Below are 26,929 nucleotides of genomic sequence, written 5' to 3'. Positions count from 1 at the left end.
GAGTTTGGTATGAGCGATTCTTCCACCCTGTCCGCAGCGGTTGCGGCCCTGCCCGGCTGGTTCACGCTCGATCCCGTGCGCCCGCAGCTTCTGGGTACGCGCTGCACGGCGTGCGGCACGTACTACTTCCCCCGGCAGCAGCTTTTCTGCCGCAATCCGGACTGCGCCGGCGAAACCTTCGAGGACGTGGCGCTGTCGCGCACCGGGACGCTGTGGTCGTACACCAATGCCGCCTACCCGCCGCCCGAACCCTATGTCGTCAAGGAGCCTTACCAGCCGTTCGGGATCGCCGCCGTCGAGCTGGAGCGCGAGTGCATGATCGTGCTCGGGCAACTGGCGCGCGGCGTCGATCTGGCGCGGCTTTGCATCGGCCAGCGCATGGAACTCGTGCTCGAACCGCTCGATGACGGCAAGCTGATCTGGAAGTGGAAGCCGGCTGCATGAGCAAGGAGATTGCGATTCTCGGTGTCGGCATGCACCCCTGGGGTAAATGGGGGCGCAATTTCGTCGAGTACGGCGTCAAGGCCGCGCGCGATGCGCTTGCCGACGCGGGTGTGACATGGCGCGAGGTGCAATTCGTCTCCGGCGCCGCGACGATCCGCAACGGCTATCCCGGCCAGGTGGCCGGCGCGACTTTTGCGCAGGCCCTGGGCTGGCAGGGCGCCGAGGTGAATACCTCGTATGCCGCCTGTGCCTCGGGCGCGCAGGCGCTCGCCGCGGCACGCGCGAAGATTCTCGCCGGCGAATGCGAGCTTGCGCTCGTCGTCGGCGCCGATACCACGCCCAAGGGATTCTTGAGGCCCGCTCCGGGCGAGCGCCCGGACGATCCGGACTGGGTGCGCTTTCGCATGGGCATCACCAACCCGACGTATTTCGCGCTGTATGCGCGCCGGCGCATGGCGCTCTACGGCGACACGCTCGAGGACTTCGCACGGGTCAAGGTCAAGAACGCCGAGCACGGCGCCGAGAATCCCTACGCACGCTACCGCAAGCGGTTCACGCTGTCGGAGGTGGCGGCATCGCCGATGGTGGCCGATCCGCTGCGCCTGATGGACATCTGTGCGACGTCCGACGGCGGTGCGGCCGTCGTCGTCTCCAGCCTGGCGTATGCGAAGCGAATCGGAAAAGCGGATGCGCCGCGCATCCGCGCGATTTCCACGGTCACGCCGACGTTCGCTTCTGCGCTGGTGGAGATGCCGGACATCGCCACCGATTCCGCCGTCGCTGCACCGGCGCAGTCGTTTCGCGCTGCGTTGCCGCGGAAAGCCTATGAGGAAGCCGGGGTCGATCCCAAGGACGTCGATGTCGCCGAGGTGTATGACCTGTCGACCGCGATGGAACTGGACTGGATCGAGGATTTGCAGCTGTGCGCGCGCGGCGAGGCCGCGGCCCTGCTGCGCCGTGGTGAGACCGCGCTGGGGGGGCGCATCCCGGTCAATCCGTCCGGTGGGCTGGCCTGCTTCGGCGAGGCGGTGCCGGCACAGGCGCTGGCGCAGGTCTGCGAGCTGGCCTGGCAGTTGCGCGGGCAGGCCGGCGCGCGCCAGGTGGAAAACGCCCGGGTCGGCATCACCGCCAACCAGGGGCTGTTCGGTCATGGCTCCTCGGTGATCGTCGTGCGGCCATGAGCACAGGTCTGGCCACTGAACTGACACGCCGGCTCGGCTGCCGTTACCCGGTCGTGCAGACGGCGATGGGCTGGGTCGCCGATGCCCGCCTGGTCGCGGCCACCGGCAATGCCGGCGGTTTTGGTTTTCTCGCCGCGGCGACGATGTCCACCGAGGCGCTCGCGCGCGCGATCGCCGAGGTGCGCGCGGCCACGCCGGCCAACTTCGGTGTGAACTTCCACATGTTCCAGCCGAACGCACAGGACGTCATCGCGCTGTGCATCGAACACAAGGACCGTGTGCGCGCCGTCTCCTACGGCCGTGGCCCGGATGCCAAGACGATCCGGCGGCTCAAGGATGCCGGCATCGTATGCATGCCCACGGTCGGGGCGCTCAAGCATGCGGTCAAGGCGGTCGAGCTCGGCGCCGATCTGATCACCGTGCAGGGCGCCGAAGGCGGCGGACACACCGGCGCGGTGCCGACCACACTGCTGCTGCCGCAGGTGCTCGATGCCGTTTCCGTGCCGGTCGTCGCCGCCGGCGGGTTTTTCGATGGCCGCGGGCTCGCCGCCGCGCTCGCATATGGCGCCGTCGGCATCGCGATGGGCACGCGTTTTCTGATGACCGCCGAATCGCCGGTGCCGCGTGCAACCCTGCAGCACTATCTCGACGTCAAAGACCCGGCGCGCATCCGCACCTCGACCGCGGTCGATGGCCTGCCGCAGCGCATGATCGAAAACCCCGTCCTGCGCCGGCTCGAAAGCGGCGGGACTCTCCGCCGCCTGGGCGTCGCGCTGGCCAGCGCCTGGCGCTGGCGCGCGCACACCGGGATGTCGCTGGCGCACATGGTGCGCACCTTCTTCGCCGCGCTGCGCGAGGGCGATACCGCGATCCAGACGCTGATGGCCGCCAACGCCCCGATGCTGATCCAGCGCGCGATGGTCGAGGGCCGGCCCGACGAGGGCGTGCTGCCGAGCGGTCAGGTCGCGGCGGTGATCGACACGCTGCCGAGCGTTGCCGAGCTGATCGAGACCATCGTGCGGCAGGCCGAGGCACGGCTCTCGGCACTTTCCGCTTTTTGTGCGCAGGACGACAGGATATGAATCACGGCAATCACGGACTGACGACCACGATCAGCGACGGTATCGCCGAGCTGGTGATCGACCGCCCGCCGGTCAACGCGCTCGACGATGCCGCCTGGCATGCGCTCGCCGACGAGATCGAACGCATCGGGTCCGATCCGGCCGCCCGCGTGCTCGTGATCCGCGCCGAGGGTCGCGGCTTTTGTGCCGGCGTCGATATCAAGGAGCTTGCCCGGCATCCGGAAAAAATCGTGTCGGTCAACGCCGGCAATTACCGCTCGTTCCGCGCCGTGCACCGCAACCCGCTGCCGGTGATCGTCGCCGTGCACGGCTTTGTGCTCGGCGGCGGCATCGGGCTCGCCGGCGCGGCGGACATCGTCGTCGCCGCCGAGGACGCGACGTTCGGCGTGCCGGAGGTCGATCGCGGCGCGATGGGCGGCGGGGCGCATCTGCAGCGCCTGTTCCCGGTGCAGAAGGTGCGCATGATGTATTTCACCGGCGAGCCGATCAGTGCCGCCGAAGCCTACCGTCTGGGCGCGATCGAGCGCGTCGTGCCGCGCAGCGCGCTGCGCGAGGCCGCGCTCGATATCGCGCGCAAGATCGCCGCCAAAAGCCCGGCGATGATCCGGCTCGCCAAGGAATCGCTCAATGGCATCGAGGACGGCAACCTCGAGGACAAGTATCGCTGGGAGCAGGGCTTCACGCTGCAGGCCTACACCGAACGGGACTCGGCGGAAGCCCGCCGCGCCTTCGTCGAGAAACGCGATGCCAAGTTCTGATTCTCTCGTATCGAGGATCGGTGGTCGCATGTTCTCGGAGCTTTAGTCTCATGCGTCTGGAATACACCGAACGACAAAAACAGTTTCGCGCCGAGGTGCGGGAGTGGCTTGCGGCCAACGTGCCCAAGGAGCCGCTGGCGAGTTTCGATACCCAGGAAGGGTTCGAGCAGCATCGCGCCTGGGAGCGCAAGCTCTCGGAGCAGGGGTTTTCCGCGGTCACCTGGCCCAAAGAGCTGGGTGGGCGCGGCTGTGATCTCATCGAGTGGCTGATCTTCGAGGAGGAATACTGGGCCGCGGGCGCGCCGCTGCGTGTCAACCAAAACGGTGTGTTCCTGCTGGCGCCGACCTTGATGGAGTACGGCACGCCGGAACAAAAGGCGCGCTTTCTGCCGCGCATGGCCAGGGCCGATGACATCTGGGCGCAAGGCTGGTCCGAGCCGGGCGCCGGGTCGGACATGGCGGCGATCCGCTGCAAGGCGATCCGCCGCAACGGCTGTTACGTCATCAATGGTCAGAAGATCTGGTCCACGCGCGCGGTCTGGGCGGACTGGCTGTTCGGCCTGTTCCGCTCCGATCCGGAGTCGCAGCGCCACCACGGTCTGACGTTTCTGCTCGTGCCGCTCGACGCACCCGGGATCACGATCCGGCCGATCAAGCAGCTCAACGGCCTGACCGGATTCGCCGAGATCTTCTTCGACGACGTCGAGGTGCCGGTCGCCAATCGCGTCGGCGACGAGGGCGCCGGCTGGGCCATCGCCATGGCACCGCCGGCTTCGAACGCGGCCTGATGCTGCGCTCGCCGGCGCGCTTCCAGCAGACCGCCAAGCAGTTGGTGGCGCTCTATCTCCGGCACCGCGAGGCCGCCGATGCCGACCCGTCGATCCGCGATGCGGTGATGCGTAGCTGGGTCGCCGCCGAAGCCTATGCGCTCGCCACCTACCGCACCGCCTGTCGCCTGGCCAAGGGCGGTCAGATCGGCGCCGAGGCGTCCACCAACAAGATCTTCTGGTCCGAGCTCGACTTGCTGATGCACGAAACCGCGATGGCGATCCTGGGCGCGCGGGCCGAGCTGATGGCGCATGCGCCGGATGCCGGCGACGTCGGCCACTGGCTCGACGGCTTTCTGTTCGCCCAAGCAGGGCCGATCTACGCCGGCACCAACGAGATCCAGCGCAACATCATCGCGGAGCGCATGCTCGGGCTGCCGAGGTAGATCGGGGTCGATATGGACTTCACATTCGAAGAACAGCAACTCGCATTCCGCGACGCGGTGCGCAAATTCCTGATGGTCGAGGCAGCGCCGGAGTGGCTACGCGAGATCTGGGAGACGACGCAAAGCGGCCGCTCCGCGGAGCTGCGCGCCAAGCTCGCCGACCAGGGCTTGACCGCGCTGTCGGTGCCCGAGGATTTCGGCGGCATCGGGCTCGGCGATCTGGACTGGGTACTGGTGCAGCAGGAGCTGGGTTATTTCGCGATTCCTGACTCGCTGACGGCCACCGCCTACCTCGCGGTCTATCTGCTCACCCATCTGCCGGCGGACGTCGCGCTCAAGCGCGAATGGCTGCCGCGGATCGCCTCGGGCAAGGCGCGCATCGCCGTCGGCCATCCGGTGAATCCGTTCGTCGCCGACGCCGCCAATGCCGATCTCTTGCTGCTCTGGCACGACGACGAGATCCACGCGCTGCGCCAGGACCAGGTCAAGACGCGGCTCAATCCGAGCATCGATCTGTCGCGCCGGCTGTACAAGGTCGAGTGGACGCCGTCGGAGGCAACGCGCGTATGCAAGGCCAGCATCGGCCGCGCGCTGTGGGCCGGCGCGCTCGACCGCGCCGGAGTGGCGATCAGCGCCCAGTTGCTCGGGCTTGCCCAGCGCATGCTCGATCTGGGCGTGGATCACGCCGCCCAGCGCAAGCAGTTCGGCAAGCCGATCGGCAGCTTCCAGGCGGTCAAGCATCACATGGCCGACGTCGCGGTGAAGATCGAGTTCGCCGAGCCGGTCGTGTACCGCGCCGCCTACGCGCTGGCCAAGGACGATCCGCACGCCTCGCTGTATGTCTCGCAGGCGCGGCTCGTTGCCGGCGAGGCGGCGCTGCTGGCGGCGCGCAAGAGCCTGCAGGTACACGGCGCGATGGGGTACACCTGGGAGGCCGATCTGCAGATGTTCATGAAGCGCGCCTGGGCGCTCGACGCAACCTGGGGTGACCGCAAATTCCACAAGGCGCGCATCGCTGCATTCCTGTTCGATCCGAACGCGCGGCTCGGTCCCGGGGAAACCTTCACCTGAACGGGCCTGCGCGCTTTTTCCACCGCCTATCCATCCACGGGACGGTTCTCATGGCCGAAGCATTCATCGTCGATGCCTTACGCACGCCCACCGGCAAGCGCCGGGGCAGTCTCGCCCATCTCCACGCCGCCGATCTGGGCGCCCACGTGCTCAAGACTCTGGTGGCGCGCAACCCGATTCCCGCCGAGGATTACGATGACGTGATCTTCGGCTGCGTCGATGCGATCGGGCCGCTCGCCGGCAATATCGCGCGCACCTGCTGGCTCGCCGCCGGACTGCCGCTGCACGTGCCCGGCGTGACCGTCGACCGCCAGTGCGGCTCCTCGCAGCAGGCCGTGCATTTCGCCGCGCAGGCGGTCATGAGCGGCACGCAGGACGTGGTCGTCGCCGGCGGCGTGCAGACCATGTCGCAGATCCCGATCGGATCGGCGATGACGGCGGCCAGGCCGCTGGGCTTCAACGATCCATTCTCCGGCTCCGAGGGCTGGCGTGCGCGTTTCGGCGATGCGCCGGTGTCGCAGTTCCACGCCGCGCAACTGATCGCCGACAAGTGGGGATTGTCGCGCGCGGCGATGGAGCGCTTTGCACTGGAATCGCATCTGCGCGCACGGCGTGCCCAGCACGAAGGCCGCTTCGACCGCGAGCTGATCGCAACCGCGGGGCTGAAGATGGACGAGACCGTGCGCGACACCTCGCTCGAACAAATGGCGGCGCTCGAGCCGCTCGCCCCCGGCGGTACGATCACCGCGGCGGTGTCCAGCCAAACCGGCGACGGTGCCGCGGCCCTGCTGATCGTCAGCGAGCGCGCGCTCAAGCGCTATGGCCTGAAGCCGCGCGCCCGCATCCATCATATGAGCGTCTATGGCGACGACCCGATTTTCATGCTCACCGCGCCGATCCCGGCGACGAAGGTGGCGCTGAAAAAAGCAGGCATGAAACTCGAAGACATCGATCTCGTCGAGATCAACGAAGCGTTTGCGCCGGTGGTCATGGCCTGGCTCGAGGAAACCGGCTATCCGCACGAGAAAACCAACGTCAACGGCGGTGCGATCGCGCTGGCCCACCCGCTCGGTGCGACCGGTGCCAAGCTGATGACGACGCTGCTGCATGAGCTCGAACGCACGCACAAGCGATACGGATTGCAGACCATGTGCGAAGGCGGCGGCGTGGCCAACGTCACCATCATCGAGCGGCTCTAGCCGTAATCGCATCGAGGGAGAGTGCAATGGGTATCTGTGAGAACCGCAGCATCATCGTGACCGGCGCCGGCGCCGGACTCGGCCGCGCCTATGCGCACGCGCTCGCCGCCGAGGGCGCGAGCGTCGTCGTCAACGATATCCGTCGCGACGCCGCCGAGGCCGTCGTTGCCGAGATCACCCAGGCCGGCGGCAAGGCCATCGTCGCAGGCGACGACATCACCAGCATGGACGGTGCCGAGCGCATCGTCGCTGCCGGGATCCGCGCCTTCGGCGACATACACGGAATCGTCAACAACGCCGGCATCGTGCGCGACCGCATGTTCGTGTCGATGACCGAGGAGGACTGGGATCAGGTCATCAAGGTGCACCTCAAGGGGCATTTCTGCATCACGCGCATCCTCGTGCAGCGCTGGCGCGACCAGGCCAAGGCCGGGCAGCGCGTCGATGCGCGCATCATCAACACCAGCTCGGGTGCGGGTTTGCAGGGCTCGGTCGGCCAGAGCAATTACGCCGCGGCCAAGGCCGGCATCGCCGCGTTGACGCTGGTGCAGGCCGCCGAGTTGCGCCGCTATGGCATCACCGCCAATGCCCTCGCGCCGGCGGCGCGTACCGGCATGACCGAGCCGGTGTTCGGCGCGCTGATGAAAAAACCGGACGATCCCAACGCCTTCGATCATTACGCGCCGGAGAACGTCGCACCGCTGGTCGTCTGGCTGTGCAGCCCGCTGTCCGCGCACGTGACCGGGCACGTCTTCGAGGTCGAGGGCGGCAAGGTGTCGATCGCCACCGGCTGGCGCACCGGCCCGATGCGCGACAAGAAAGCACGCTGGGCACCGGCGGAGCTCACGCCGGTGATCGACGAGCTGCTGCGCGAGGCGCCGGTGCCGCAGAAGGTGTATGGCACCTGAGACGACGCCGGAAGGCTGGCGTGGCCGCACCGAGGATGCGGCACGGTGCATGACGGCCTACGGGTTCTGGACCGAAGAGCGCGTGCGCTTTGCCGATCTCGACCTGCTCGGCCACGTCAACAACAAGGCGTTCATGACCTATGCCGAGAGCGGTCGCGTCGCGTTCCTGCAGGCCACCGGCCTGTGGCAGCGCGATGCGCAGCGCCAGAACGTGGTCGCGCGTATCGAGCTCGACTATCTGCGCGAGCTGCATTATCCGAACGCGTTGCGCATTGGCGTTCGTGTGCTGCGCATCGGGCGCAGCGCCTTCACCCTGGGACTCGGCATGTTCGCGAACGGATCTTGCGTCGCCACCGCGGTCACGGTGCTCGTGCGCATCGACATGCACACGCGCCGTGCCGTTGCGCTCGACGAGGATGAGATCGCGCGGCTTCGGCCCTATCTCGCCGCAGCGCCATGAGCGCGTTCGTGGTGTACAGGCTGCGCGCCGGCGTCGTCTCAACGGATGATGAGACCCTCTGAGGTGACCGCGATAATGCGGTCATGCAGCTCACGCTCACCGAAGACCAGCGCCTGATCCGCGACACATCGGAACAGTTTCTCGCCGACGTCAGCGACAGCGCCGCCGTCCGCCGTGCAATGGCGAGCGCATCCGGGTATGACGAGGATGTCTGGCGGCGCATCGGCCGCGAACTGGGCTGGTGTGGAATTGCCATTCCCGAGACCTACGGCGGGCTCGGGCTTGGTCCGGTCGAACTGGTGCTGATCCAGGAGCAGGCCGGCCGGCGGCTGCTGTGTGCGCCTTTTTTTGCGACGGTCTGTGTCGGTGCGACGCTGCTTCAGACCGTCGGCACCGATGCCGCGCAAGCCCGCTTTTTGCCGCACATTGCCGCGGGTGCGTTACGGCTGGCCGTGCCGCTGTATGGGGATCCCGAGCCCTGGCGTGCGGCGGTGAATCCGCTGACGGCACGGCATGCCGCCGGTACCTGGGTGCTCGATGGCGAGGTGCGCCAACTGCTCGACGGCGTGAGCGCGGACTGGCTTTTGCTGTTCGCCGCCTTGCCGGATGCAGGAACAGGCGTTTTTGCCGTGCCGCGAACGGCCGCAGGGCTGTCGGTCACCCCACTTCCCACCTGGGATCAGACCCGGCGGATTGCCGCTGCCTGCTTTGCCGGGGTTGCCGCCGAGCGCATCGACGATCCGGCGCGCACCGCTTCGGGCTGGCCGCGGTTCGGTGCACTGGTGCGGCTGTATCTCGCCGCCGAGCAGCTCGGCGGCGCCCAGCAGTGTCTGGATCTCACTGTGGCCTATACCGCGACGCGCCGGCAGTTCGGCCGCCCGATTGCTGCTTTTCAGGCAGTCAAGCACCGCTGCGCGGAGATGATGGTGAGGATCGAGTCCCTGCGTTCGGCGGTGTATGCCGCCGCCGCGCAGGCCGCCACCGGTGATGGCGCCCTGTTTGCCGCCGAGTGCGCGGGCGCGCGCCTGCTCGCCGCCGACACCTTCTTCTGGTGCGCGCAGGAGGCGATCCAGTTGCACGGCGGTGTCGGCTTCACCTGGGAATACGATCCGCAGCTCTACTTCAAGCGCGCGCAGGCGACGAGCCATGTCTTTGGCACCGCCGATGCACTGCGCGCGGAGCTCGCCGCGGCGCTGCTCGATGCCGGCAGCCTGCCGGTGATCGCGACAACCGCCGACGACCCCGAGAACGCGCGTTTCCGCGCCGAGGTCGCGGAGTGGATGCGCACGCACTTGTGCGGACCCTATGCGGTGCTCAAGCACCGCGGCGGGCCCGGTGACGAGGATTTCGAACCGGCGCTGCGCAAGGCCTGGGAACAAGAGCTTGCCGCCGGCGGCTGGACCTGCATCGGCTGGCCGAAAGAAGTCGGCGGCCGCGGGCTGTCGATCGACCAGCAGGTCATCTTCCACGAGGAATATGCGCGCGCCGGCGGCCCCGGTCGCATGGGGCACATCGGCGAAGGTTTGATCGGCCCGGCCCTGATCCGCTACGGCACGCCGGAACAAAAACAGCGCTTTCTGCCACCGATCATCGCCGGCCGCGAATTCTGGGCGCAGGGCTACTCCGAGCCCGGCGCGGGATCGGATCTCGCCAACGTGCAGACGCGCTGCTGGCAGGAAGCCGACGGTTCATGGCGGGTGCAGGGGCAGAAGATCTGGACCTCGCTCGCCCACGAGGCCGACTGGATCTTCGTGCTCGCGCGCTGTGAGCCGGGATCCAAGGGACACAAAGGTCTGGCGTTTCTGCTGTTGCCGCTCAAGCAGCCGGGAATCGAGATCCGGCCGATCCGCCAGCTCGGCGGCGGCGCCGAATTCAACGAGGTGTTCTTCGACGGTGCGCGCGCCGAGAAGGATCACATCGTCGGCGCACCTGGCGATGGCTGGAAGGTGGCGATGGGGTTGCTCGAAGCCGAGCGCGGCGTGTCCACGCTCGGCCAGCAGATGCGGTTTGCCCACGAGCTCGAGCTGATCATCGCAGCCGCCCGGCGTAACGGACGCGCCCGCGATCCTGCGATCCGCGCGCGCATCGCCCAGGCCTGGGTCGGCTTGCGCGTGATGCGCGCCAACGCGCTGCGCATGCTCGCCGGCGGTGGCGAACAAGGTTTGCAGCGCGAGGCGCTGATCTACAAATACTACTGGTCGAACTGGCACCGCGACCTCGGCAAGCTCGCGATGGATGTGCTCGGTGCTGATGGCGACGTGCGTTCCGACGACCCGGCGATCCGGCCGCTGCAGCAGTTGTTCTTCTTCTCGCGTGCCGACACGATTTACGCCGGCACCAACGAAATCCAGCTCAACATCATCGCCGAGCGCGGCCTGGGCATGCCGCGCGAGCCGCGGCCGGCCGGCTGATCAGGCAGGCCGGCGCATACCGAACCGGCGCCGGTACTCACTCGGCGTGCAGCCGGCTCTCGCACGGAACGCGCGCGCAAAGTTCGCGGAGTCGTGAAAGCCGAGCGAGTAGGCGATCTCGGTCACGCTCATCATGCTCGTCGTCAGACGTTCGCAGGCGAGTTCGAAGCGGATGTTGCCGACCAGCTCGCGATAGCAGGTGCCCTCGCGTTCGAGATAGCGGTTGAGCGTGCGCGTCGTCAGATTGAGTATCCGCGACAGCTCTTGCAGCGTCGGCACGTCGTCGCCCATTTCGCGGATCGTCATCGCGATCCACTCGGAAAAACGCTCGATGCCGGTGACCTGGTCGATCAGCGCGCGGCAACGCGCCTCGGCCACGCGCAGGGCATTGGGGTCCGACAGGCGCAGCGGAATCGTGCGCAGATCTTCGAAGATGTCCAGTTGGATGAAGGGGCCGGTGCTGGACTCGGCGCCGAAGCGGCATTCGACATCGTGCAAGGCTTCATAGCGGCGCACGTGCGGCGGCGCGGGCATCGACAGGGTCAACCGGCAGCGCGGCCGGCGGCCACCGGTCAAATCGTCCAGATCGCGCAGCGCGGCGGTTGCGATCGTCTCCAGATGAAAGTACAGGCAGACGCGACTCATCGCCACCACGGGCGTGAACAGCAACGTGCCGCCGTCGCGGTCACTGCGATAGCGCAGGCGGAAGCTTGGCATCACCAGGCTGAAGTAGCGCGCGACGAAGCGCAGCGCATCATCCATCGTCGGGCTGCTGAGCATGCCGAAGCCGACGACACTATGGGTGCTGACCGAGAGCAAGCGGCCCAGCTCGAAGCCGGTTTCGGACGGCGCGCCGGCACCGACGATGGTGGCGATCAGCCGCTCGACGTCGGCAAGGGCGATGCGCGCGTCGGCCTGCTGGAGCGCATCCTCCGGCAGGTCCAGCGCGCGCAGCACGGCGTGCAGATCGATTCCGTGGCGGGGGAGGATGTCGGCCAGGCGCATGTAGTACCGGGCCGGAACCAGAAGTCGGCTGCTGCTGGTGCTGCGGAGCATGTCGCATTATGACAGTTCATTGTCCGAAATCGACAGGTCCGTCGGGTGTCTGTCGGACAGCATGGGGTTTGTCAGCGGCACCGAGAGGAGACGGTTTGATGAGCCATCTGACCACTGCCGGGTTGCCCGGCGATACGGCGTGGACGGATACCAAGCGCTATGCATGGCTGCTCAGCCCGGCGCTGCCGGTCATGGCCCTGATCGCGCTTGTGCTGGCGCAGGTCACCGGCAACGGGCTGTGGCTGTGGGCCATGCCGGTCGTGTTCTACGTCCTCGTGCCACTGCTCGACTGGCTGATCGGTGCCGACGCCTGCAATCCGCCCGAGCGCGCGGTGCCGGCCCTGGAAGCGGATCCGTACTACCGCTGGATCGTCTATGCCTACATCCCCACCCAGTACGCCGTGACGCTGTACGGCAGCTGGCTCGCCGTCAACGGCGGATATGCGGGCTGGGCGCTGATCGGGCTGGTGCTCACGGTCGGGCTCATCAACGGCGTCGGCATCAACACAGCCCATGAGCTCGGTCACAAGACCAATGCACTGGAGCGCTGGCTGGCCAAGATCACGCTGGCGCCGGTTGCCTACGGCCATTTCTTCATCGAGCACAACAAGGGTCATCACAAACACGTGGCCACGCCGGAAGACCCGGCCAGCGCGCGCATGGGCGAGAGCTTCTGGGCCTTCTTGCCGCGGACCGTGATCGGCAGTCTGCGCTCGGCCTGGCGCATCGAGCGTGCCCGTCTGCAGCGTGATCGCAAGCCGGTGTTCTCGCACCACAACGAAATCCTGCAGGCCTTTGCGATGACCCTCCTGCTGTTCGCGGCCATCACCCTCTGGCTCGGTCCGTGGGCGCTGCCGTTTCTGATCGCACAGGCGGCGTACGGCGCCTCGTTGCTGGAGGTCGTCAATTACCTCGAGCACTATGGCCTGCTGCGCCAGAAGGATGCCAGCGGCCGCTACGAGCGGTGCCAGCCGCAGCACTCCTGGAACAGCAATCACGTGGTGACCAATCTGCTGCTCTATCAGTTGCAGCGCCATTCCGACCACCACGCCAATCCGACGCGCCGTTACCAAAGTCTGCGCAACTTCGACGACAGTCCGCAGCTGCCGTCCGGATACGCGTCGATGATCTTGATCGCCTACGTTCCGCCGCTATGGTTCCGGTTAATGGATCCGCGGGTGGTCCGGCACTACGGCGGCGATCTGACCCGCGCCAACCTGCATCCGCCGCGCCGCGCGCAGTTGCTGCGCCGCTGGATGGGGCGGGATCAGGCGCAAGGCCCAGCACCGGCGGATCTTGCCGGCACGGCATCGCCTGCCAACGCTGCGCCGCTTCCCCAGGCAGCCGATACCCTGGCGCACCAGTGTCCGAACTGCGGGTACGTCTATGACCCGGCGGTTGGCTGTCCGCGGGAGGGGTATCCGCCGGGCACGCCCTGGTCCAGCCTGCCAGACGACTGGTCGTGTCCTGACTGCGCGGTCCGCGACAAGATCGACTTCGTGACGCTGCCGGCATCCAGACGATGTGCGACAGCCGTATAAAACCCATATAAAACCCAAGAACACCCACACACATAGCCAAACCAAGCGCGGGGAGCATTCATGCACGATACGCGGAGTGCGTTCGCACAGGCCTTCGTCCGTCTGACCGAACCGCTGATCTTCAAGCGGCGGCTGCTGACCCTGAGTGTGCTGGCAGTGCTCACCGCACTGCTGGGCTGGCAGGCCAGCCATCTCAAGATCGATGCCGGCTTCGAAAAGCAGATTCCGCTGCACCACCCGTATATCCAGATCTACAAGAAATACGAGCGGGAATTCGGCGGTGCCAATACCACGCTGGTGGCACTGACCCAGAAAAAGGGGACGATCTACAACCCCGCGTTCATGAAGACGCTGCGCGCGCTCACCGACGCGGTGTATTTCACGCCCGGTGTCGATCGCGCGCGCGTGAGCTCGATCTTCACGCCCAATGTGCGCTATCTGGAAGTGGTCGAGGGGGGATTCGCCGGCGGCAACGTGGTGCCGGCCGATTTCACGCCCACGCCCGAGATGCTCGCGCGCGTGCAGGCCAACGTGGAAAAGGCCGGGATCATCGGCCGTTTGGTGGCCAATGACCAGACGGGCGCCATGGTGTTTGCCGAGCTGCTCGAGCGCCATCCGGTCACCGGCGAGAAGCTCGATTACATCAAGACCGCGCACCGGCTCGAGGACATCCGTCAGCGCTTCACCAGCCCCAAGCTCTATGAGTACAAGCTGCGCGAGGCCGTCGCGCCGTTCGAGGCGGGGGCGGTCGTGCGCACGCTGTATCGCGACGAACGCGGTTTTTTGTTCCGTTTCGAAACGTTCGAGGTGCCGGTCGATCCAATCGATACGGCGAGTCCAACGATCCGGCTGCGCGGATCACAAGTCGAGGTCATCGAACGCGACAATCCGGATTACAACCCCGACATCGACATTCACATCATCGGCTTCACCAAAGCGGTCGGTGACATCGCCGACAGCGCGCTCGAAGTGTTCAGCTACTTCGGGATCACCGCCTTTCTGGTGTGGTTGCTGCTGTCGTGGTATTGCGGATCGCTGCTGGTCGCGCTGATGCCGACGATCTGCGGACTGCTCGCCGTCACCTGGGAACTGGGCCTGATGCATCTTTTCGGTTTTGGCCTGGATCCCTTCGCAATCCTGATGCCGTTCATCGTGCTGGCCATCAGCACTTCACACGGCATCCAGATCACCAACTTCTGGCTCAACGAGTCGGCGGACCACGGACTCGGGGCTTTCGACGCCGCGGTCGCCACGTACCGGCGCCTGGTGATTCCGGGCTTATCCGCGCTGGCCACCAACTTCGTCGGCTTCGGCACGATCCTGCTGATCCCCATCGACATCATCCGCGAGATGGCGCTCAACGCGATGTTTGGCCTGATCGCGATCGTGCTGTGCAAAAAGGTGTTGCTGCCGTGCCTGCTGTCGTTCGCGAAACTCAAGAACCCCGAGCGGTTCCGCGCCCATCAGCACCGCCGCGACGAGCGGCTCAAGCCGGTCTGGCACGCCCTGTCCGCGATCACGCTCAAACCGGTGGCCGTGGTCGTGCTGCTGCTCGGCGGCGCGCTATGGGCCTCCGGCCACTGGGTCGCGCGCGATCTGAAGATCGGCGAGCTGCACGATGGTGTGCCCGAGCTGCGGCCGGATGCGCGCTATAACCTCGACTCCGCGCGCATCGTCCGCGATTTTTCGATCGGCGTGGACGTGCTCAAGGTCATCGCCGAAGGCAAGACCGATGGCTGCATCGAATATCCGATCCTTGCGGAGATGGAGCGTTTCGCCTGGCGCATGGACAACACCCCGGGCGTGCAATCCACGCTGTCGCTGCCCAAGCTTCAGCTCAAGGTTTACAACAGCTACATGGAGTCCAACCCCAAGTTCAACGCGCTGCCGCGCGAAAGCGGCGCGCTGGTGGTGACCGTCCAGCCATTTCCCAGTTCCACGGGGCTGCTCAACGAAGACTGCAGCGCGATGCCCGTGTTCATCTTCACCGAGGATCACAAGGCCGAGACCATCGATGTGATCATCGATGCCATCGACAAGTTCAAGGCCGAACAGGCGCCCGACAGCCCGGTCAAGTTCCAGCTCGCCTCCGGCAACGTCGGCGTCATGGCCGCGGTCAACGATGTCATCAAGGAAACCGAATACACCGTACTGCTGTGGCTGTTTGTCGGTATCGGGGTCTGCGTCGTGCTGTCGTTCCGCAGCTTTGCCTCGCTGATCTGCGTCATGGTGCCGCTGGCGCTGGTGCACGTGGTCAGCTACGCGGTGATGGTGTGGCTCGGGATTGGCGTCAAATTCTCCAATCTCGCCGTGGCGGCCTTTGCCGCAGGCATCGGTGTGGATTACGGCATTTACATCTACAGCGTGCTCGAGGAGAACGTGCTGATCAAACGCATGCCCATGCGCGAGGCCTATGCCAATACCCTGCATCAGACCGGCAAGGCGGTCATTTTCACCGCACTCACGCTCGGCGCGACGGTGTGCACCTGGATGTTCTCCAATCTCCAATTCCAGGTGGACATGGGCATCCTGCTCACGCTGATGTTCTTTGCCAACGCGATTGCGGCCGCCGTGCTGCTGCCGGCGTTCGCGACCTTTTTGCTCAAGCCGCCGAAGGAGCCGCTGGTGGTCGCCGCACCAGACGAGGCGGGGCCGGTCGTGACGGGCTAGGAATTTTCGATCGCGATGCACCTGGGGATCACCACGAGAGGAGACCGATGATCATGGACACTGCAGTATTGCGAGCCGTCATTCTCACCGCTGCCACTTTGGCAGCGACGCCGAGTTGGGCCAAGGTCAGCCCGGAAGAGGCTGCACAGCTCGGCAAGAACCTGACCCCGATCGGCGCCGAGCGCGCCGGCAATGCCGACGGCACGATTCCCGAATGGAAGCCGGCGCCGCAGCGCGGGGAGATCAAGCCAATGTTTCCGTCGAACCCGGACATCGACGGCGACAAGATCCTGTTCACCATCACCCAGGCGAACATGGCGCAGTACGCCGACAAGCTCAGCGAGGGGCACAAGGAGCTGCTGCGGCGCTACAACACGTACAAGCTCAATGTGTATCCGAGCCGCCGGCACGCGAGCTTCCCGGAGCGGATCTACGAGGAGACGATCAAGAACGCGACGCGTGCGAGTCTCAACGGTGTCGACAATCCATCCGGCGCTTACATCGGATTCCCGTTTCCGATCCCCAAGACCGGGACCGAGCCGCTCTGGAACCATCGCGCCAAATGGCGCAGCGAGACCATCCGCCGTTCCAACAACCAGATGATCGTGCAGCAGGACGGCAAGTTCACGCTCACCAAGATCGTCGAGGACGTGGAATTCGTCTATGCCAGTTTAAAGCGCAACCCGCCGCTGGAGCTCAAGCCCGGAACGACCTTCATCAACTATTTGTCCGAGACGGTGGCGCCGCCACGGATCGCCGGCACGTACATCTTGGTGCACGAGAAAGCGGGTTTTGGACCCGAGGGTCGTGCCGCATGGCTGTATGCACCGGCGCTCAAGCGCATCCGCCGCGCACCGGCCGTCTGCTGCGACAACCCGTATGAGGGCACCGACGGTCACCAGTTCTACGACCAGGTCGACATGTACAACGGCGTGTTCGAGCGCTTCACCTGGAAGCTGGTCGGCAAGAAGGAAATGTTCATCCCGGTCAACGGCAACAAGCTCGCCGGGCCGACGGTCAAGTACGCCGACATGGCGCGACCCAATCACCTGAACAGCGACCTGCCGCGCTATGAGCTGCGGCGCGTCTGGATCGTCGAGGCGGAAAACCGGCCGGAGCTGCGCCACACCTTCAAGTTCCGGCGCTTCTACATCGACGAGGACACCTGGAACACGGTGATGGTCGACAACTACGACCAGCAGGGCAAGCTGATGCAGTTCCAGGAGGGACATCTGGTGAGCTATCAGAACCTGCAGGTGCATACGACGATTCCGGAAGTGATCTACCACTTCAACTCCGGTCGCTATTTCGTGACGGCGATGATCAACGAAGATCAGCCGTACGATCCGACGGTCACTTACGCGAGCAATTTCTTCGACGCCAACACCGTGCAGAGCCGCGCGTCGAAGTAAGCATATGGGCGAGGGATTCCGCCGGCCGGCTGGATGCCGGCCGGCGGAAGGCCGGGCAAAAAATGCGAGTGCGCATGTGCAGAAGGAGAGCTCCAATGAGAAGAAGCACGCGAATCATGGCCGTGATGACGGTCATTGCGGCTGGGATGCTGCAGCCGGCCGAGGCAATCGAGTTCGGGTTCGACTGGCTGGATACGCGGTTCAGTGCCGTTCTCAACAACTCGGTGACGTTCGGGTACTCCTGGCGGTTGCAGGATCCGGCGGCGGATTTGATCGGCAAGAGCAATCTCAATCCCAATGTTTGCAGCGGTCAATTCCAGTCCTGCCAGGGTTTGCACCGTCTGCAGAGTTTTCCCGCCGAGCGTCTGCGCGATGCACCCGGCATGGCGTCCATCAATTTCGACGACGGCAATCTCAACTACAAACGGGGCGATATCATCCAGGCACCGCTGAAGATCACCCAGGATTTCCGGCTTTTGTTCGGTGACTACGGCCTGTTCTTCCGCGGGATCGGCATTTACGACTACGTCAACTACCACGATTTCAAAACGATCAAGCCGAACCTGATCACGTCGGAGAACATCAACCGGGTGGGCACGACCGGACAGAACCAGACCGACAACCGCTACTTAGACCGTGTGTACGGTCCCGGGGAATTCACCAAGATCGAGCGCGATCCCCGCGAGGCCCGCGAGATCGGCCTGCGCTATGACATCCTCGATGCGAATTTCTTCGGCCGGATTCCCTACGCGGACGGGGAAAAAGAATTCACCTTCCGCATCGGGCGGCAGACGGTGAACTGGGGGCAGAGCACCGTCGCCATCATCAACAGCCTGAACCAGGCGCAGCCGGTCAACGCCAATGCGCTGTACCGGCTCGGCTTCGGTCTGCTCGAGGAGCTGTTCGTGCCAGTGGGCATGGTGCGCGCCAGCACCGAGCTGTTCGAGGGGGGCACGGTCGAAGCCTACTACCAGTACGAGTGGGAACCGATCGAGATTCCGACGGCCGGCAGCTTCATGTCGTTTGCCGATGTCGGTACCGACAACCAGCGCGACCGGGTCTCGCTGCATTTCGGCGGTTCGCCCGAAGATCCGGAGATGCTCGCCGGCGGGCGGCTGGCCAATCCGTTGACCCTGATCACGCCGACGTCGCTGACGGCGTTACGCAATCCGGACCGCGAGGCGCGCGACCAGGGCCAGTTTGGCGTCTCGCTCAAGTATTACTCGGATGCGATCAACAACGGCACCGAGTTTGGTTTTTATGCGATGAACTACCACTCGAAGCTGCCGTACATCAGCTTCTTTTCCACCGATGCGAGCTGCGCGCGCCGCGAGGGCAACGCACTGGGCATCGATGCGCGCAACACCACCGAGTTCTTCCGCGCCTGCCCCAACCTGCCGATCACGACGATCCCTCTGCGCGGCCAGGCCAATGTGCTCGCGGATGCGGGTGTGCTACTGGCGCAGCGCCCTGGTGTCGCGGCTGAGCTGGGCGGAGATCTCATCGGGTTGGCCCAAGCCTTGCTGCCGGTGCCCGGCGCGCCGCAGTCGGATGCCGTGCCGTTCGATAGCGCGCGGATCCAGATCGAGTACCCGGAGGACCGGCAGCTCTACGGCGTGGATTTCACCACGACCTACGGGGACTATTCATTCCAGGGCGAGATCGCGTACCGGCCGAATCTGCCGCTGCAGGTCGCCGTGGTCGATCTGGCGTTTGCCGCCTTTGGGCCGACCCTGACCCGCTGTCACGATCCGGCGATCGGCTGCGCTGGCACCAGCGCCGCCCTGGGGTTCGACGAGGCCGGCAATTACGTCGTCTATGACAATGACGACTTCGTCGATGCCAGCGGCAACAATCCGTATCCGGATACGATCAACCTTCTGGTCGGCGGCGCGCCGGGTTCGGCGCGGTCTTTCCCAAATTTCATCATCCCGTACCGTGGCGGCGTGGTCGGCGAAAACCCGCCGAACAGCTACATCCAGGGTTGGATCCCCGGCAAGGTGCTCCAGTACAACTTTGGCGCCACGCGCGTGCTCGGTGCGTCCGAAAACTGGATCGGGGCGGATCAGGTGATCCTGCTGTACGAATTCGCCGCGACGCACGTGCTGAACATGCCGAAGTTTGACGAGTTGCAGATCGAGGGGCCTGCATTTGCGACGACCCATGCCAGCGCCGGCGCGGATGGCAGCGGCGCGGATGGCTCGCGCCTGGCCTGCTCGACCAATCCGGCCTGCAGCATCGGCCCCGATGGTGTCCGCTTCAACCCGTTCCAGGCACCGCGCCGTGCCTTTGCCGATGCTTTTTCGTGGGGTTACCGGATCGTCGGCCGGATCAGTTACGAATCGGTGTTGCCGGGCATCAGCGTGCAACCTCTGTTCATTCTCTTTCACGACATCAAGGGTAACGCCCCGGGGCCGGCGCCCAACTTCGTCGAAGGCCGCAAGCAGTTCAACTTCCTGCTGGAAACGCGCTACGAAAAGTCGTTTTCGTTCACGATCGCCTACAACGCGTTCTGGGGCGCGGGTTCCAACAACGTTTACCGCGACCGCGACAACTTGGGCTTTTTCTTCAAGTACCAATTCTGACGGAGCGTCTGCATGGATTCGTACGCTGCTGTTCGCGCGCTGGGCCTGGCACTCGTGTTGATACTCTCGCCCGCCCATGCGCGCGCGCAGGAAACGCCACGCCCTGCGGAGCGCGCGCCGCGCGCCGCCGAGGACTTGCTGATCTGCATCGTGAGCGCAGGCTCGCGACTGGTCAGCGTCGGTGCGCGCGGGCACATTCTCTACTCCGACGACCGTGGCGCGACCTGGACCCAGGCCGACGTGCCGGTCAGCAGCTTGCTGACCTCGGTGACCTTCGTCGACGAGCGCCGCGGCTGGGCCGTGGGTCACGATGCCGTGATTCTGCAGACGACGGACGGCGGGCAGACCTGGAGACTGCAGCAGTTCGACCCCAAGCGCTCACCGCTGCTCGATGTCTTGTTCCTCGACGCCGAGCGCGGCTACGCCGTCGGCGCCTACGGGCAGATGCTGGCCACCGAGGATGGCGGCGCGCACTGGAACGAGGTCACGAACGATCTCACCGAGGAAGGTGTGCATTTCAATGCGCTCGGTCGTCTGGGCGACGGCAGCCTGCTGCTGGTGGGCGAACAAGGCATGCTGGCCATCTCCGACGATGGTGGACGGCAATGGACGCGTCTTGCATCGCCTTACGACAGCTCGCTGTTCACTTTTCAAGCCATCGGTGAGCGCGGCGCCTTGATTGCCGGCCTGCGCGGCAATGTGTTCGTCAGCACCGACGTCCGGTCCGGTGAGTGGCAGCGGGTGCAGACCGATTCAGTGCAGTCGGTGTTCGGCACATCGGCAGCGGGTGATGTGATCTGGCTCGCCGGTCTCAACCAGAGCCTGCTGGCGGTGATGCCCAATCTGCAGGTTCGTTCGCCCGATCTGCGGCGGTTGCCGGCCAAGATCGACGATGACCAAGGCCTGAAGCCGCGGCGCGAGCAGGAGGGCGCGAGTTACGCAGACGTGCTGGCGCTGTCCGAGGGCGTGCTGATCACGGTGGGCGATGCCGGAGTCAAGCGTTGGTCGGTGGGTCGCTGATCGCCAGACGATGGCGCGGCGTGCCCCAGATCCGCCGCGCCTCGCCGGCGGGTGCCTGCGCTGCGTCTCAAGAGGTTTGCCGCCGCGCCGGCGTGAGCCGGACCATCAGCCGCGAGTAGCCGCGCACGAAGTTGGACTGCACGATCTGCGGCTTTTCGAGCACCTCGATCGTATCGAAGCGCGGCAGGATTTCTTCCCAGAGAATGCGCAGCTGCAACTCGGCCAGACGGTTGCCCATGCAGCGGTGGACGCCGAAACCAAACGACATGTGCTGGCGCGCATTGGGACGGTCGATGATGAAAGCGTCGGCGTTTTCGAACTTGCGCTCGTCGCGGTTGCCGCTGGCATACCACATGATCAGCTTGTCGCCGCGCCGGATGAATTGACCGCCCAGCCGGGTGTCGCGGGTCGCCACCCGGCGCATGTGGGCCAGCGGTGTCTGCCAGCGGATGATTTCCGCGACCATGTTCGGAATCAGCTCCGGGTTCGCCTTGAGCTTGGCGAACTCGGAAGGGTAGAGATGATGGGCATAGACACCGCCGCTCATCGAATTGCGCGTGGTGTCGTTGCCGCCCACGATCAGCAGCGCGAGATTGCCCAGGAACTCGAGCGGACGCTCGATCATGTCGCGGGTATCCGGGCTAGTCAGCAGCAGGCTGATCAGGTCGAAACCCGGCGGTTCGCCGGCAGCGATGCGCCGGGCCTTGTCGTGCCACAGGCGCGTAAAGGCGGCGGCCATCTCCGCCATCGCCGAAAAGGCTTCGTCGGCGGTGACGGTGCCGCCCGTCGCCGAGGCCAGATTGGCTGCCGTATCCGACCATTTGACGAGTCGGTGACGCTGTTCGTATGGAAAATCGAGCAGGGTCGCCAGCATTCTCGCGGTCAGCTCGATCGAGACGCGTTCCACCCAGTTGAAGGGTGTGCCCAGTGGCAGGCTGTCGAGCACCTCGCGGGTGCGGCTACGGATCAGCGACTCCATCTCCTGCAGATTCCTGGGCGATACCACGCCTTGCACAGCCATGCGCTGGCGGTCGTGGCGCGGTGGATCCATCGCGATGAACATCGCCAGATCGAGCCCCTCCGGCGGTTCGCCCATGACGATGAAGGGTTCGGCGGAGAAGCGCTCGTGGTCGCGATCGACGGTCATGATGTCGTCGTAGCGGGTGATCGACCAGACGCCGCCGAAAGGCGTATGCCCGTTCCAGTGAACCGGCGCCTCGTCGCGCAGGCGTTTGAAATACGACTGCCAGAGACCTTGCCGGTAGAGGAAGGGACTGGTGGGGTCCAGTGCCTCGATGGGCACGGCGTCGGCGGCAGGCAGAGGGTACTCGATGAAGCGCGGTTCGGCTGCGCGGCCCGTGAGTCGCCGCTTCAGCCGCTGGTACAGGTGCATGCCCTTGATCTGCAGGTCCATCGGCACGCGCGCCTGGACGGCCTGCAAGCTTCGGTCCAGATGAGAGAGTTCGGTGATCCGATCGGTCAGCTTCATGGCGGTGCTCCGCATTCAGAATTGATGGTCGGGGACGCGAACGCGCAATCCGTCCAGTGCGGCCGTTGCCGGGATCTGGCAGGCCAGCCGCGAGCCCGGATCGGCGCCGGCATGGATCGCCAGCATTTGCGCTTCCGCAGAGGTGATCGGCGGCAGACGGTTGCGCCAGGCCTCATCGACGATCACGTGGCAGGTCCCGCAGGCACAGCATCCGCCGCAATCACCATCGATGCCGGGCACGGCGTGCATCTTGGCGATTTCCATCAGCGAGGAACCTTCAGTGAGTGGGACCTCCTGGATGGCGCCGGATGCAAGGACGAAGGTGACGGCGGGCATGACGCAAGACCTCCTGTGATCGCTGATGCATCGGATCGTGTCGCGCGCCGCTTTGCGCGTCTATGTGCGGCGCGAACGCCGGGATTGTGAGAACGGCTCAGCCATGCGTACCGCCGCCATTGCGTGCGAACCTTGGGTCACGGCAGCGGTGCTGGTACAGCTGCTGGAGTCGGCGGCGCTTCCGCCCGAGGCAGCGCAGTCGATACGGCGTGCAATGGCTGACGAAGGGGTAACGCTCGCGCATCTGATCCGCGACGCTCTGCCGGTGCCGCTGCGCTGGCTCGCACCGCCCGGGACCGGACTCACCGCCGAGCGTGCCGCGTGCATCGGCTATGCGGCAGGCCGCGAAGTGCGGCCGACGACGTTTCCGCCGCTGAGCCTGTCATTGATCAGCGCGTCCACGGTCGCCGAAGTGGTCCGGCTGCTCGATTATTTGCCAGTGGTCACCAACGCCTTGCATGCCGAAGTCACCCACTTGGAGCCGACCGTGGACATCCGCTTCTCGCCGCGTGCCCGCGACCCGGTCCTCGACGCATTCGTGGCGTTCTACTTCGCGGCGGCTTTTCCGCGTCTGCTGAGTCTGCTCGCGGTGCGCCCATTGACGCTGAACGTGGCGCTCGCCGCCCCGCGCCCGCGGGGCTTGCCCGACGATCCATGCAATCCGATGCCGCGCTTTGACGCCGCGCGGCATCGGCTGTGGTTGCCGGCGTCGGAGCTCACCATCGAGTGCCGCTTTGCCGATCATTCCACCCACCGTGCCCAACTGGCCGCGCTGGCGGCGACACGCATGCCCACCGATCCGCTGATCGAACAGCTCCGTGAGCTGCTGTACCAGCGACCGCAACGGGTCTCGGTCGAGGCCGCCGCCGCGGCTCTGGGCATGTCGGTGGCTACCCTCAAGCGGCGCCTGCGTGCAGGCGGCACCGCTTTTCGCACCCTGCGCGAAGCGGTATCCCGCGAGCGGGCCATCCGGCTGCTCGGCGATCCCACCGTCTCGATCGAGACGGTGGCCGATGCGCTCGGGTACAGCGAGCCGGCAAATTTCGCCCATGCCTTCAAGCGCTGGACTGGGCTTGCGCCAGGCGTATTCCGGCGCCGGCTCGTCGGGCGCGCCGCGGTGGCGAGGGCGGTGCGCGATGCCGTGCCCTGACGTGCTGGTGCCGGCGACGCGGTGAACGTTAGATGCGCTGGAGACGCGTCTGAAAGCCAGCGTGCGCAGCAACCGCAGGAGTTGCGTGAGCGAGTGAGCGGATCGCGTCTGTCGCGGCTGTGCCGGACATGACGCAATTACATGACGCTACCATTGGGACTCGCCGTTGGTGGCCGAGCCCGGCGGGGTCAGCAGCCCCGCCCGGTGCATCAGGTTTGTTTGCGCCAGAGCCAGAAGCAAAAGGATTTGTTCATGAAATTTCTGCGCCTGTTTTTTGCGGTCAGTGCCCTGCTCGCCATGGCAAACGCCCATGCCGAGAAGATCATCATCGCGGCAGCCTCCGACCTGAAGTTTGCGATGGACGAGATCGTGACGACCTTCAAGGTGGATCATCCGACCGACGAGGTCGAGGTCATCTACGGTTCTTCGGGCAAGTTTTACGCGCAGATTCGGCAGGGCGCGCCTTACGATCTGTTTTTCTCGGCCGACATCGGATATCCGCGCGAGCTGGCCGCGGCGGGGCTCGCCGCCTCCGAGGTCAGGCCTTATGCGGTCGGCCGCATCGTGCTGTGGAGCGCCAGCCTGGACGCCAGCACGATGACGCTGGCGAGTCTTGCCGATCCGACGATCACGTGCATCGCCATCGCCAATCCCAAGCATGCTCCTTATGGCCAACGGGCCGAGCAGGCCTTGCGTGCCGCAGGTCTGTGGGAGAAGCTCAAGCCCAAGCTCGTTTATGGCGAGAACATTGCCCACACCGCCCATTTCGTGCAGACGGGGAATGCCCAGGTCGGCATCATCGCCTTGTCGCTGGCGCTGAGTCCTGAGCTGGCGAGCAAAGGTCGTTACAGGCTCATCCCGGACAATCTGCACGAGCCGCTGGTGCAGGGTTACATCATCACCCGGCGCGCGGCCGGCAACGCGCTTGCCCGCCGCTTTGCCGATTACATGGCCAGCGCGCCCGCGCGCGCCGTGATGATCCGGTACGGCTTCGTTCTGCCGGATGAGGCCACCGGCCAGTAAACGAGACGATGCTGACCGACAGCGACCTGCAAGCGCTCTGGCTGACCGCCCGCCTGGCGGGCATCGTCACCCTGATTCTGCTCGTGCTTGGCACGCCCATCGCCTGGTGGCTCGCCCGCACCCAGTCCAGGTGGAGGGGCCCCGTGGGCGCGGTGGTCGCGCTGCCACTCGTGTTGCCGCCGTCGGTACTGGGTTTCTATCTGCTGCTGGCGATGGGGCCGAACGGGCCGGTGGGGCAGCTCACCCAGGCGCTGGGTATCGGGCTGCTGCCGTTCACTTTCTGGGGCCTGGTGATCGCCTCGGTGTTCTATTCCCTGCCCTTCATGGTGCAGCCGCTGCAAACGGCTTTCGAAGCCGTGGGTGACCGGCCGCTGGAAGTAGCGGCCACGCTGCGCGCCTCGCCGCTCGATGCTTTCTTCACCGTTGCGGTGCCACTGGCCGCGCCGGGGTTTCTGACCGCCGCGGTGCTGACCTTCGCCCACACCGTGGGCGAGTTCGGCGTGGTGCTGATGATCGGCGGCAACTTGCCGGGCGTCACCCGGGTGGCCTCGGTGCAGATCTACGATCACGTCGAGGCGCTGGAATACGCCCACGCACACCGCCTGGCGGCGGTGATGCTGATCTTCTCTTTTGTTGTCCTGCTGGCGCTCTACGCCTGGCGGTCCGGTCCGAAGAAGGGCCTGTGAGATGGCGGGCATCGACGCGCGGTTCCGGCTGGACCGGCCGGGTTTTTCCCTCGACGTGGATCTTGCGCTGCCCGGGCGCGGCATAACCGCCTTGTTCGGCCACTCGGGGGCCGGCAAGACCACGCTTTTGCGCTGCATCGCCGGTCTGGAACGCGCGCCACAGGGGCGGCTCGTTGTCGATGGCGAGGTCTGGCAGGACACCGAACGCTGGGTGCCGACGCACAAGCGACCCATCGGTTATGTGTTCCAGGAGGCCAGCCTGTTCCCGCATCTGACTGTGCTCGGCAACCTGCGCTATGGCATGAAGCGCAGCGGCAAGCCGCAGCGCGTCAGTCTCGACCACGCCATCGAGTTGCTGGGCATCGGCCATTTGCTCGACCGCAAGCCGGACGCGCTTTCCGGTGGCGAACGCCAGCGGGTGGGGATGGCCCGCGCGCTGGCGGTGAGTCCCCGCCTGTTGCTGATGGATGAGCCGCTGGCCGGGCTCGATCTCCAGCGTAAACAGGAAATCCTGCCCTACCTCGAGCGCCTGCACGATGAGCTGGATATCCCGGTGCTTTATGTCAGCCATGCGCCGGAAGAAGTCGCGCGGCTGGCCGATCACATGGTGGTCATGGAGCGGGGGCGGGTGCTGATGAGCGGGGCGCTGGTCGAAACGCTGACGCGCCTCGATTGGCCGGTCCGCCTTGGCGAGGACGTCGGGGTCGTCCTCGAGGGCACGGTGGTGGAACGGGACGGGCACTGGCACTTGGCGCGCGTCGAGTTCGCCGGCGGCAGCCTGTGGGTGCGCGACGACGGTCACGCCACCGGAGAGCGCCTGCGCCTGCGCGTGCTGGCACGGGATGTGAGCCTGGCCAGAGAACCGGGGATAAGCAGCATTCAGAACGTGCTGCGCGGCACGGTGGACGCGATCGGCGAGGACGAGCACCCCAGTTTGATGCGGGTGCGCGTTCGGGTGGGGCCGTCCCTGCTGCTCGCCCGGCTGACCCAGCGCGCGGCTTCGGCACTCCAGCTGGCCGTCGGGCAGGAGGTGTGGGTACAGGTCAAGTCGGCCGCCTTGATGCTGTGATGGATTGAATCCCGACGTTTTGGCCAGAAGTGCGCGACGAATCGCCGCAAGCGGACGGGCGGCAGCGGTGGTGGGTTTGGGGATACACCGCTCGGGTTGTGTCAGGCGCGCGGTCTTTCGTGGATGATGCCCCTGGCCCGGGAAGGTGGGAGCATGTGTTAACCC

At 65.7% G+C, this 26,929-nt stretch carries 21 protein-coding genes and 2 pseudogenes; 20 read left to right on the top strand and 3 right to left on the bottom strand.

Going from position 1 to position 26,929, the window contains the following annotated elements:
* The first annotated feature begins 9 nt into the window (after positions 1-9).
* The 11 genes and pseudogenes from BMZ48_RS09710 to BMZ48_RS13370 all read left to right on the top strand — a co-directional run bounded on the left by BMZ48_RS09710 (position 10) and on the right by BMZ48_RS13370 (position 10,727).
* A complete protein-coding gene (locus BMZ48_RS09710; protein WP_091534428.1) occupies positions 10-444 on the top strand; it encodes a Zn-ribbon domain-containing OB-fold protein in 435 nt (144 codons plus the stop codon).
* Positions 441-1,625 (top strand): lipid-transfer protein, encoded by a 1,185-nt coding sequence (locus tag BMZ48_RS09705; protein ID WP_091534426.1) that lies wholly within the window; start codon positions 441-443, stop codon positions 1,623-1,625. Before BMZ48_RS09710 ends, BMZ48_RS09705 begins: the two co-directional genes overlap by 4 nt.
* Positions 1,622-2,707, top strand: coding sequence for an NAD(P)H-dependent flavin oxidoreductase (locus BMZ48_RS09700; protein WP_091534422.1), 1,086 nt, complete (start codon positions 1,622-1,624; stop codon positions 2,705-2,707). Before BMZ48_RS09705 ends, BMZ48_RS09700 begins: the two co-directional genes overlap by 4 nt.
* Positions 2,704-3,465, top strand: coding sequence for an enoyl-CoA hydratase family protein (locus BMZ48_RS09695; protein ID WP_091534419.1), 762 nt, complete (start codon positions 2,704-2,706; stop codon positions 3,463-3,465). Before BMZ48_RS09700 ends, BMZ48_RS09695 begins: the two co-directional genes overlap by 4 nt.
* A gap of 50 nt (positions 3,466-3,515) precedes the next feature.
* Positions 3,516-4,678: pseudogene (locus tag BMZ48_RS13380) on the top strand (acyl-CoA dehydrogenase family protein).
* A gap of 12 nt (positions 4,679-4,690) precedes the next feature.
* Positions 4,691-5,749, top strand: a complete 1,059-nt coding sequence (locus BMZ48_RS09685; protein WP_091534417.1) for an acyl-CoA dehydrogenase family protein — start codon at positions 4,691-4,693, stop codon at positions 5,747-5,749.
* A gap of 50 nt (positions 5,750-5,799) precedes the next feature.
* Positions 5,800-6,948: an acetyl-CoA C-acetyltransferase gene (locus BMZ48_RS09680; RefSeq protein WP_091534414.1), complete on the top strand. Its 1,149-nt coding sequence runs from the start codon at positions 5,800-5,802 to the stop codon at positions 6,946-6,948.
* 26 nt (positions 6,949-6,974) lie between these two features.
* Positions 6,975-7,856, top strand: coding sequence for an SDR family oxidoreductase (locus tag BMZ48_RS09675; RefSeq protein WP_091534412.1), 882 nt, complete (start codon positions 6,975-6,977; stop codon positions 7,854-7,856).
* Entirely contained in the window at positions 7,846-8,316 is a 471-nt protein-coding gene (locus tag BMZ48_RS09670; RefSeq protein ID WP_091534409.1) for an acyl-CoA thioesterase, read from the top strand. Before BMZ48_RS09675 ends, BMZ48_RS09670 begins: the two co-directional genes overlap by 11 nt.
* A gap of 83 nt (positions 8,317-8,399) precedes the next feature.
* Positions 8,400-9,500 (top strand): annotated as a pseudogene (locus BMZ48_RS13375) (acyl-CoA dehydrogenase family protein); the annotation flags it as partial.
* Between the two features lie 36 nt (positions 9,501-9,536).
* Entirely contained in the window at positions 9,537-10,727 is a 1,191-nt protein-coding gene (locus BMZ48_RS13370) for an acyl-CoA dehydrogenase family protein (protein WP_366450520.1), read from the top strand.
* On the opposite strand, the gene BMZ48_RS09660 is transcribed toward BMZ48_RS13370, so the two are convergent.
* The gene (locus BMZ48_RS09660; RefSeq protein WP_091534405.1) at positions 10,728-11,783 is read right to left on the bottom strand and encodes an AraC family transcriptional regulator; all 1,056 of its coding nucleotides are present in this window, start codon (positions 11,781-11,783) and stop codon (positions 10,728-10,730) included.
* Between the two features lie 98 nt (positions 11,784-11,881).
* Here BMZ48_RS09660 and BMZ48_RS13365 point away from each other — a divergent pair, with 98 nt between their 5' ends.
* The 5 genes from BMZ48_RS13365 (at position 11,882) to BMZ48_RS09635 (ending at position 21,011) form a co-directional block, all read left to right on the top strand.
* Positions 11,882-13,324, top strand: coding sequence for a fatty acid desaturase (locus tag BMZ48_RS13365; RefSeq protein WP_091534403.1), 1,443 nt, complete (start codon positions 11,882-11,884; stop codon positions 13,322-13,324).
* Positions 13,325-13,384: 60 nt separating this feature from the next.
* Positions 13,385-15,994, top strand: coding sequence for an efflux RND transporter permease subunit (locus BMZ48_RS09650; protein ID WP_091534400.1), 2,610 nt, complete (start codon positions 13,385-13,387; stop codon positions 15,992-15,994).
* A 47-nt stretch (positions 15,995-16,041) separates the two neighbouring features.
* Positions 16,042-17,406: a DUF1329 domain-containing protein gene (locus tag BMZ48_RS09645; protein WP_234981592.1), complete on the top strand. Its 1,365-nt coding sequence runs from the start codon at positions 16,042-16,044 to the stop codon at positions 17,404-17,406.
* Between the two features lie 95 nt (positions 17,407-17,501).
* Complete coding sequence (locus tag BMZ48_RS09640; protein ID WP_091534397.1) at positions 17,502-19,991, top strand: DUF1302 domain-containing protein; 2,490 nt, start codon at positions 17,502-17,504, stop codon at positions 19,989-19,991.
* A gap of 12 nt (positions 19,992-20,003) precedes the next feature.
* Complete coding sequence (locus BMZ48_RS09635) at positions 20,004-21,011, top strand: WD40/YVTN/BNR-like repeat-containing protein (protein WP_091534394.1); 1,008 nt, start codon at positions 20,004-20,006, stop codon at positions 21,009-21,011.
* Positions 21,012-21,078: 67 nt separating this feature from the next.
* Here BMZ48_RS09635 and BMZ48_RS09630 read toward each other — a convergent pair whose 3' ends face one another.
* Together BMZ48_RS09630 and BMZ48_RS09625 are read right to left on the bottom strand one after the other, a co-directional pair.
* Complete coding sequence (locus BMZ48_RS09630) at positions 21,079-22,500, bottom strand: cytochrome P450 (protein WP_091534512.1); 1,422 nt, start codon at positions 22,498-22,500, stop codon at positions 21,079-21,081.
* A gap of 15 nt (positions 22,501-22,515) precedes the next feature.
* A complete protein-coding gene (locus BMZ48_RS09625; protein WP_091534391.1) occupies positions 22,516-22,836 on the bottom strand; it encodes a 2Fe-2S iron-sulfur cluster-binding protein in 321 nt (106 codons plus the stop codon).
* A 103-nt stretch (positions 22,837-22,939) separates the two neighbouring features.
* On the opposite strand from BMZ48_RS09625, the gene BMZ48_RS09620 reads away from it, so the two are divergent.
* The 4 genes from BMZ48_RS09620 (at position 22,940) to modC (ending at position 26,764) form a co-directional block, all read left to right on the top strand.
* Complete coding sequence (locus BMZ48_RS09620) at positions 22,940-23,986, top strand: helix-turn-helix domain-containing protein (protein WP_234981591.1); 1,047 nt, start codon at positions 22,940-22,942, stop codon at positions 23,984-23,986.
* A gap of 252 nt (positions 23,987-24,238) precedes the next feature.
* Positions 24,239-25,009, top strand: coding sequence for a molybdate ABC transporter substrate-binding protein (gene modA / locus BMZ48_RS09615; protein ID WP_091534510.1), 771 nt, complete (start codon positions 24,239-24,241; stop codon positions 25,007-25,009).
* 8 nt (positions 25,010-25,017) lie between these two features.
* A complete protein-coding gene (gene modB / locus BMZ48_RS09610) occupies positions 25,018-25,695 on the top strand; it encodes a molybdate ABC transporter permease subunit (RefSeq protein WP_091534385.1) in 678 nt (225 codons plus the stop codon).
* A 1-nt stretch (position 25,696) separates the two neighbouring features.
* Entirely contained in the window at positions 25,697-26,764 is a 1,068-nt protein-coding gene (gene modC / locus BMZ48_RS09605; protein WP_091534382.1) for a molybdenum ABC transporter ATP-binding protein, read from the top strand.
* Positions 26,765-26,929 lie beyond the last annotated feature (165 nt).

Source organism: Fontimonas thermophila (genome assembly GCF_900113085.1).
In the GTDB taxonomy this organism is placed as follows: domain Bacteria; phylum Pseudomonadota; class Gammaproteobacteria; order Nevskiales; family Nevskiaceae; genus Solimonas; species Solimonas thermophila.
The sequence above is the reverse complement of the archived record's forward strand: the minus strand, read 5'-3'. Positions and strand labels throughout refer to the sequence as shown.

What these genes read in the sequence shown, in the direction of transcription:
- BMZ48_RS09710 (WP_091534428.1), top strand. Translation starts at nt 10, where the DNA reads ATGAGCGATTCTTCCACCCTGTCCGCAGCGGTTGCGGCCCTGCCCGGC.
- BMZ48_RS09705 (WP_091534426.1), top strand. Translation starts at nt 441, where the DNA reads ATGAGCAAGGAGATTGCGATTCTCGGTGTCGGCATGCACCCCTGGGGT.
- BMZ48_RS09700 (WP_091534422.1), top strand. Translation starts at nt 1,622, where the DNA reads ATGAGCACAGGTCTGGCCACTGAACTGACACGCCGGCTCGGCTGCCGT.
- BMZ48_RS09695 (WP_091534419.1), top strand. Translation starts at nt 2,704, where the DNA reads ATGAATCACGGCAATCACGGACTGACGACCACGATCAGCGACGGTATC.
- BMZ48_RS09685 (WP_091534417.1), top strand. Translation starts at nt 4,691, where the DNA reads ATGGACTTCACATTCGAAGAACAGCAACTCGCATTCCGCGACGCGGTG.
- BMZ48_RS09680 (WP_091534414.1), top strand. Translation starts at nt 5,800, where the DNA reads ATGGCCGAAGCATTCATCGTCGATGCCTTACGCACGCCCACCGGCAAG.
- BMZ48_RS09675 (WP_091534412.1), top strand. Translation starts at nt 6,975, where the DNA reads ATGGGTATCTGTGAGAACCGCAGCATCATCGTGACCGGCGCCGGCGCC.
- BMZ48_RS09670 (WP_091534409.1), top strand. Translation starts at nt 7,846, where the DNA reads ATGGCACCTGAGACGACGCCGGAAGGCTGGCGTGGCCGCACCGAGGAT.
- BMZ48_RS09660 (WP_091534405.1), bottom strand. Translation starts at nt 11,783, where the DNA reads ATGCTCCGCAGCACCAGCAGCAGCCGACTTCTGGTTCCGGCCCGGTAC.
- BMZ48_RS13365 (WP_091534403.1), top strand. Translation starts at nt 11,882, where the DNA reads ATGAGCCATCTGACCACTGCCGGGTTGCCCGGCGATACGGCGTGGACG.
- BMZ48_RS09650 (WP_091534400.1), top strand. Translation starts at nt 13,385, where the DNA reads ATGCACGATACGCGGAGTGCGTTCGCACAGGCCTTCGTCCGTCTGACC.
- BMZ48_RS09645 (WP_234981592.1), top strand. Translation starts at nt 16,042, where the DNA reads ATGATCATGGACACTGCAGTATTGCGAGCCGTCATTCTCACCGCTGCC.
- BMZ48_RS09640 (WP_091534397.1), top strand. Translation starts at nt 17,502, where the DNA reads ATGAGAAGAAGCACGCGAATCATGGCCGTGATGACGGTCATTGCGGCT.
- BMZ48_RS09635 (WP_091534394.1), top strand. Translation starts at nt 20,004, where the DNA reads ATGGATTCGTACGCTGCTGTTCGCGCGCTGGGCCTGGCACTCGTGTTG.
- BMZ48_RS09630 (WP_091534512.1), bottom strand. Translation starts at nt 22,500, where the DNA reads ATGAAGCTGACCGATCGGATCACCGAACTCTCTCATCTGGACCGAAGC.
- BMZ48_RS09625 (WP_091534391.1), bottom strand. Translation starts at nt 22,836, where the DNA reads ATGCCCGCCGTCACCTTCGTCCTTGCATCCGGCGCCATCCAGGAGGTC.
- BMZ48_RS09620 (WP_234981591.1), top strand. Translation starts at nt 22,940, where the DNA reads ATGCGTACCGCCGCCATTGCGTGCGAACCTTGGGTCACGGCAGCGGTG.
- modA (WP_091534510.1), top strand. Translation starts at nt 24,239, where the DNA reads ATGAAATTTCTGCGCCTGTTTTTTGCGGTCAGTGCCCTGCTCGCCATG.
- modB (WP_091534385.1), top strand. Translation starts at nt 25,018, where the DNA reads ATGCTGACCGACAGCGACCTGCAAGCGCTCTGGCTGACCGCCCGCCTG.
- modC (WP_091534382.1), top strand. Translation starts at nt 25,697, where the DNA reads ATGGCGGGCATCGACGCGCGGTTCCGGCTGGACCGGCCGGGTTTTTCC.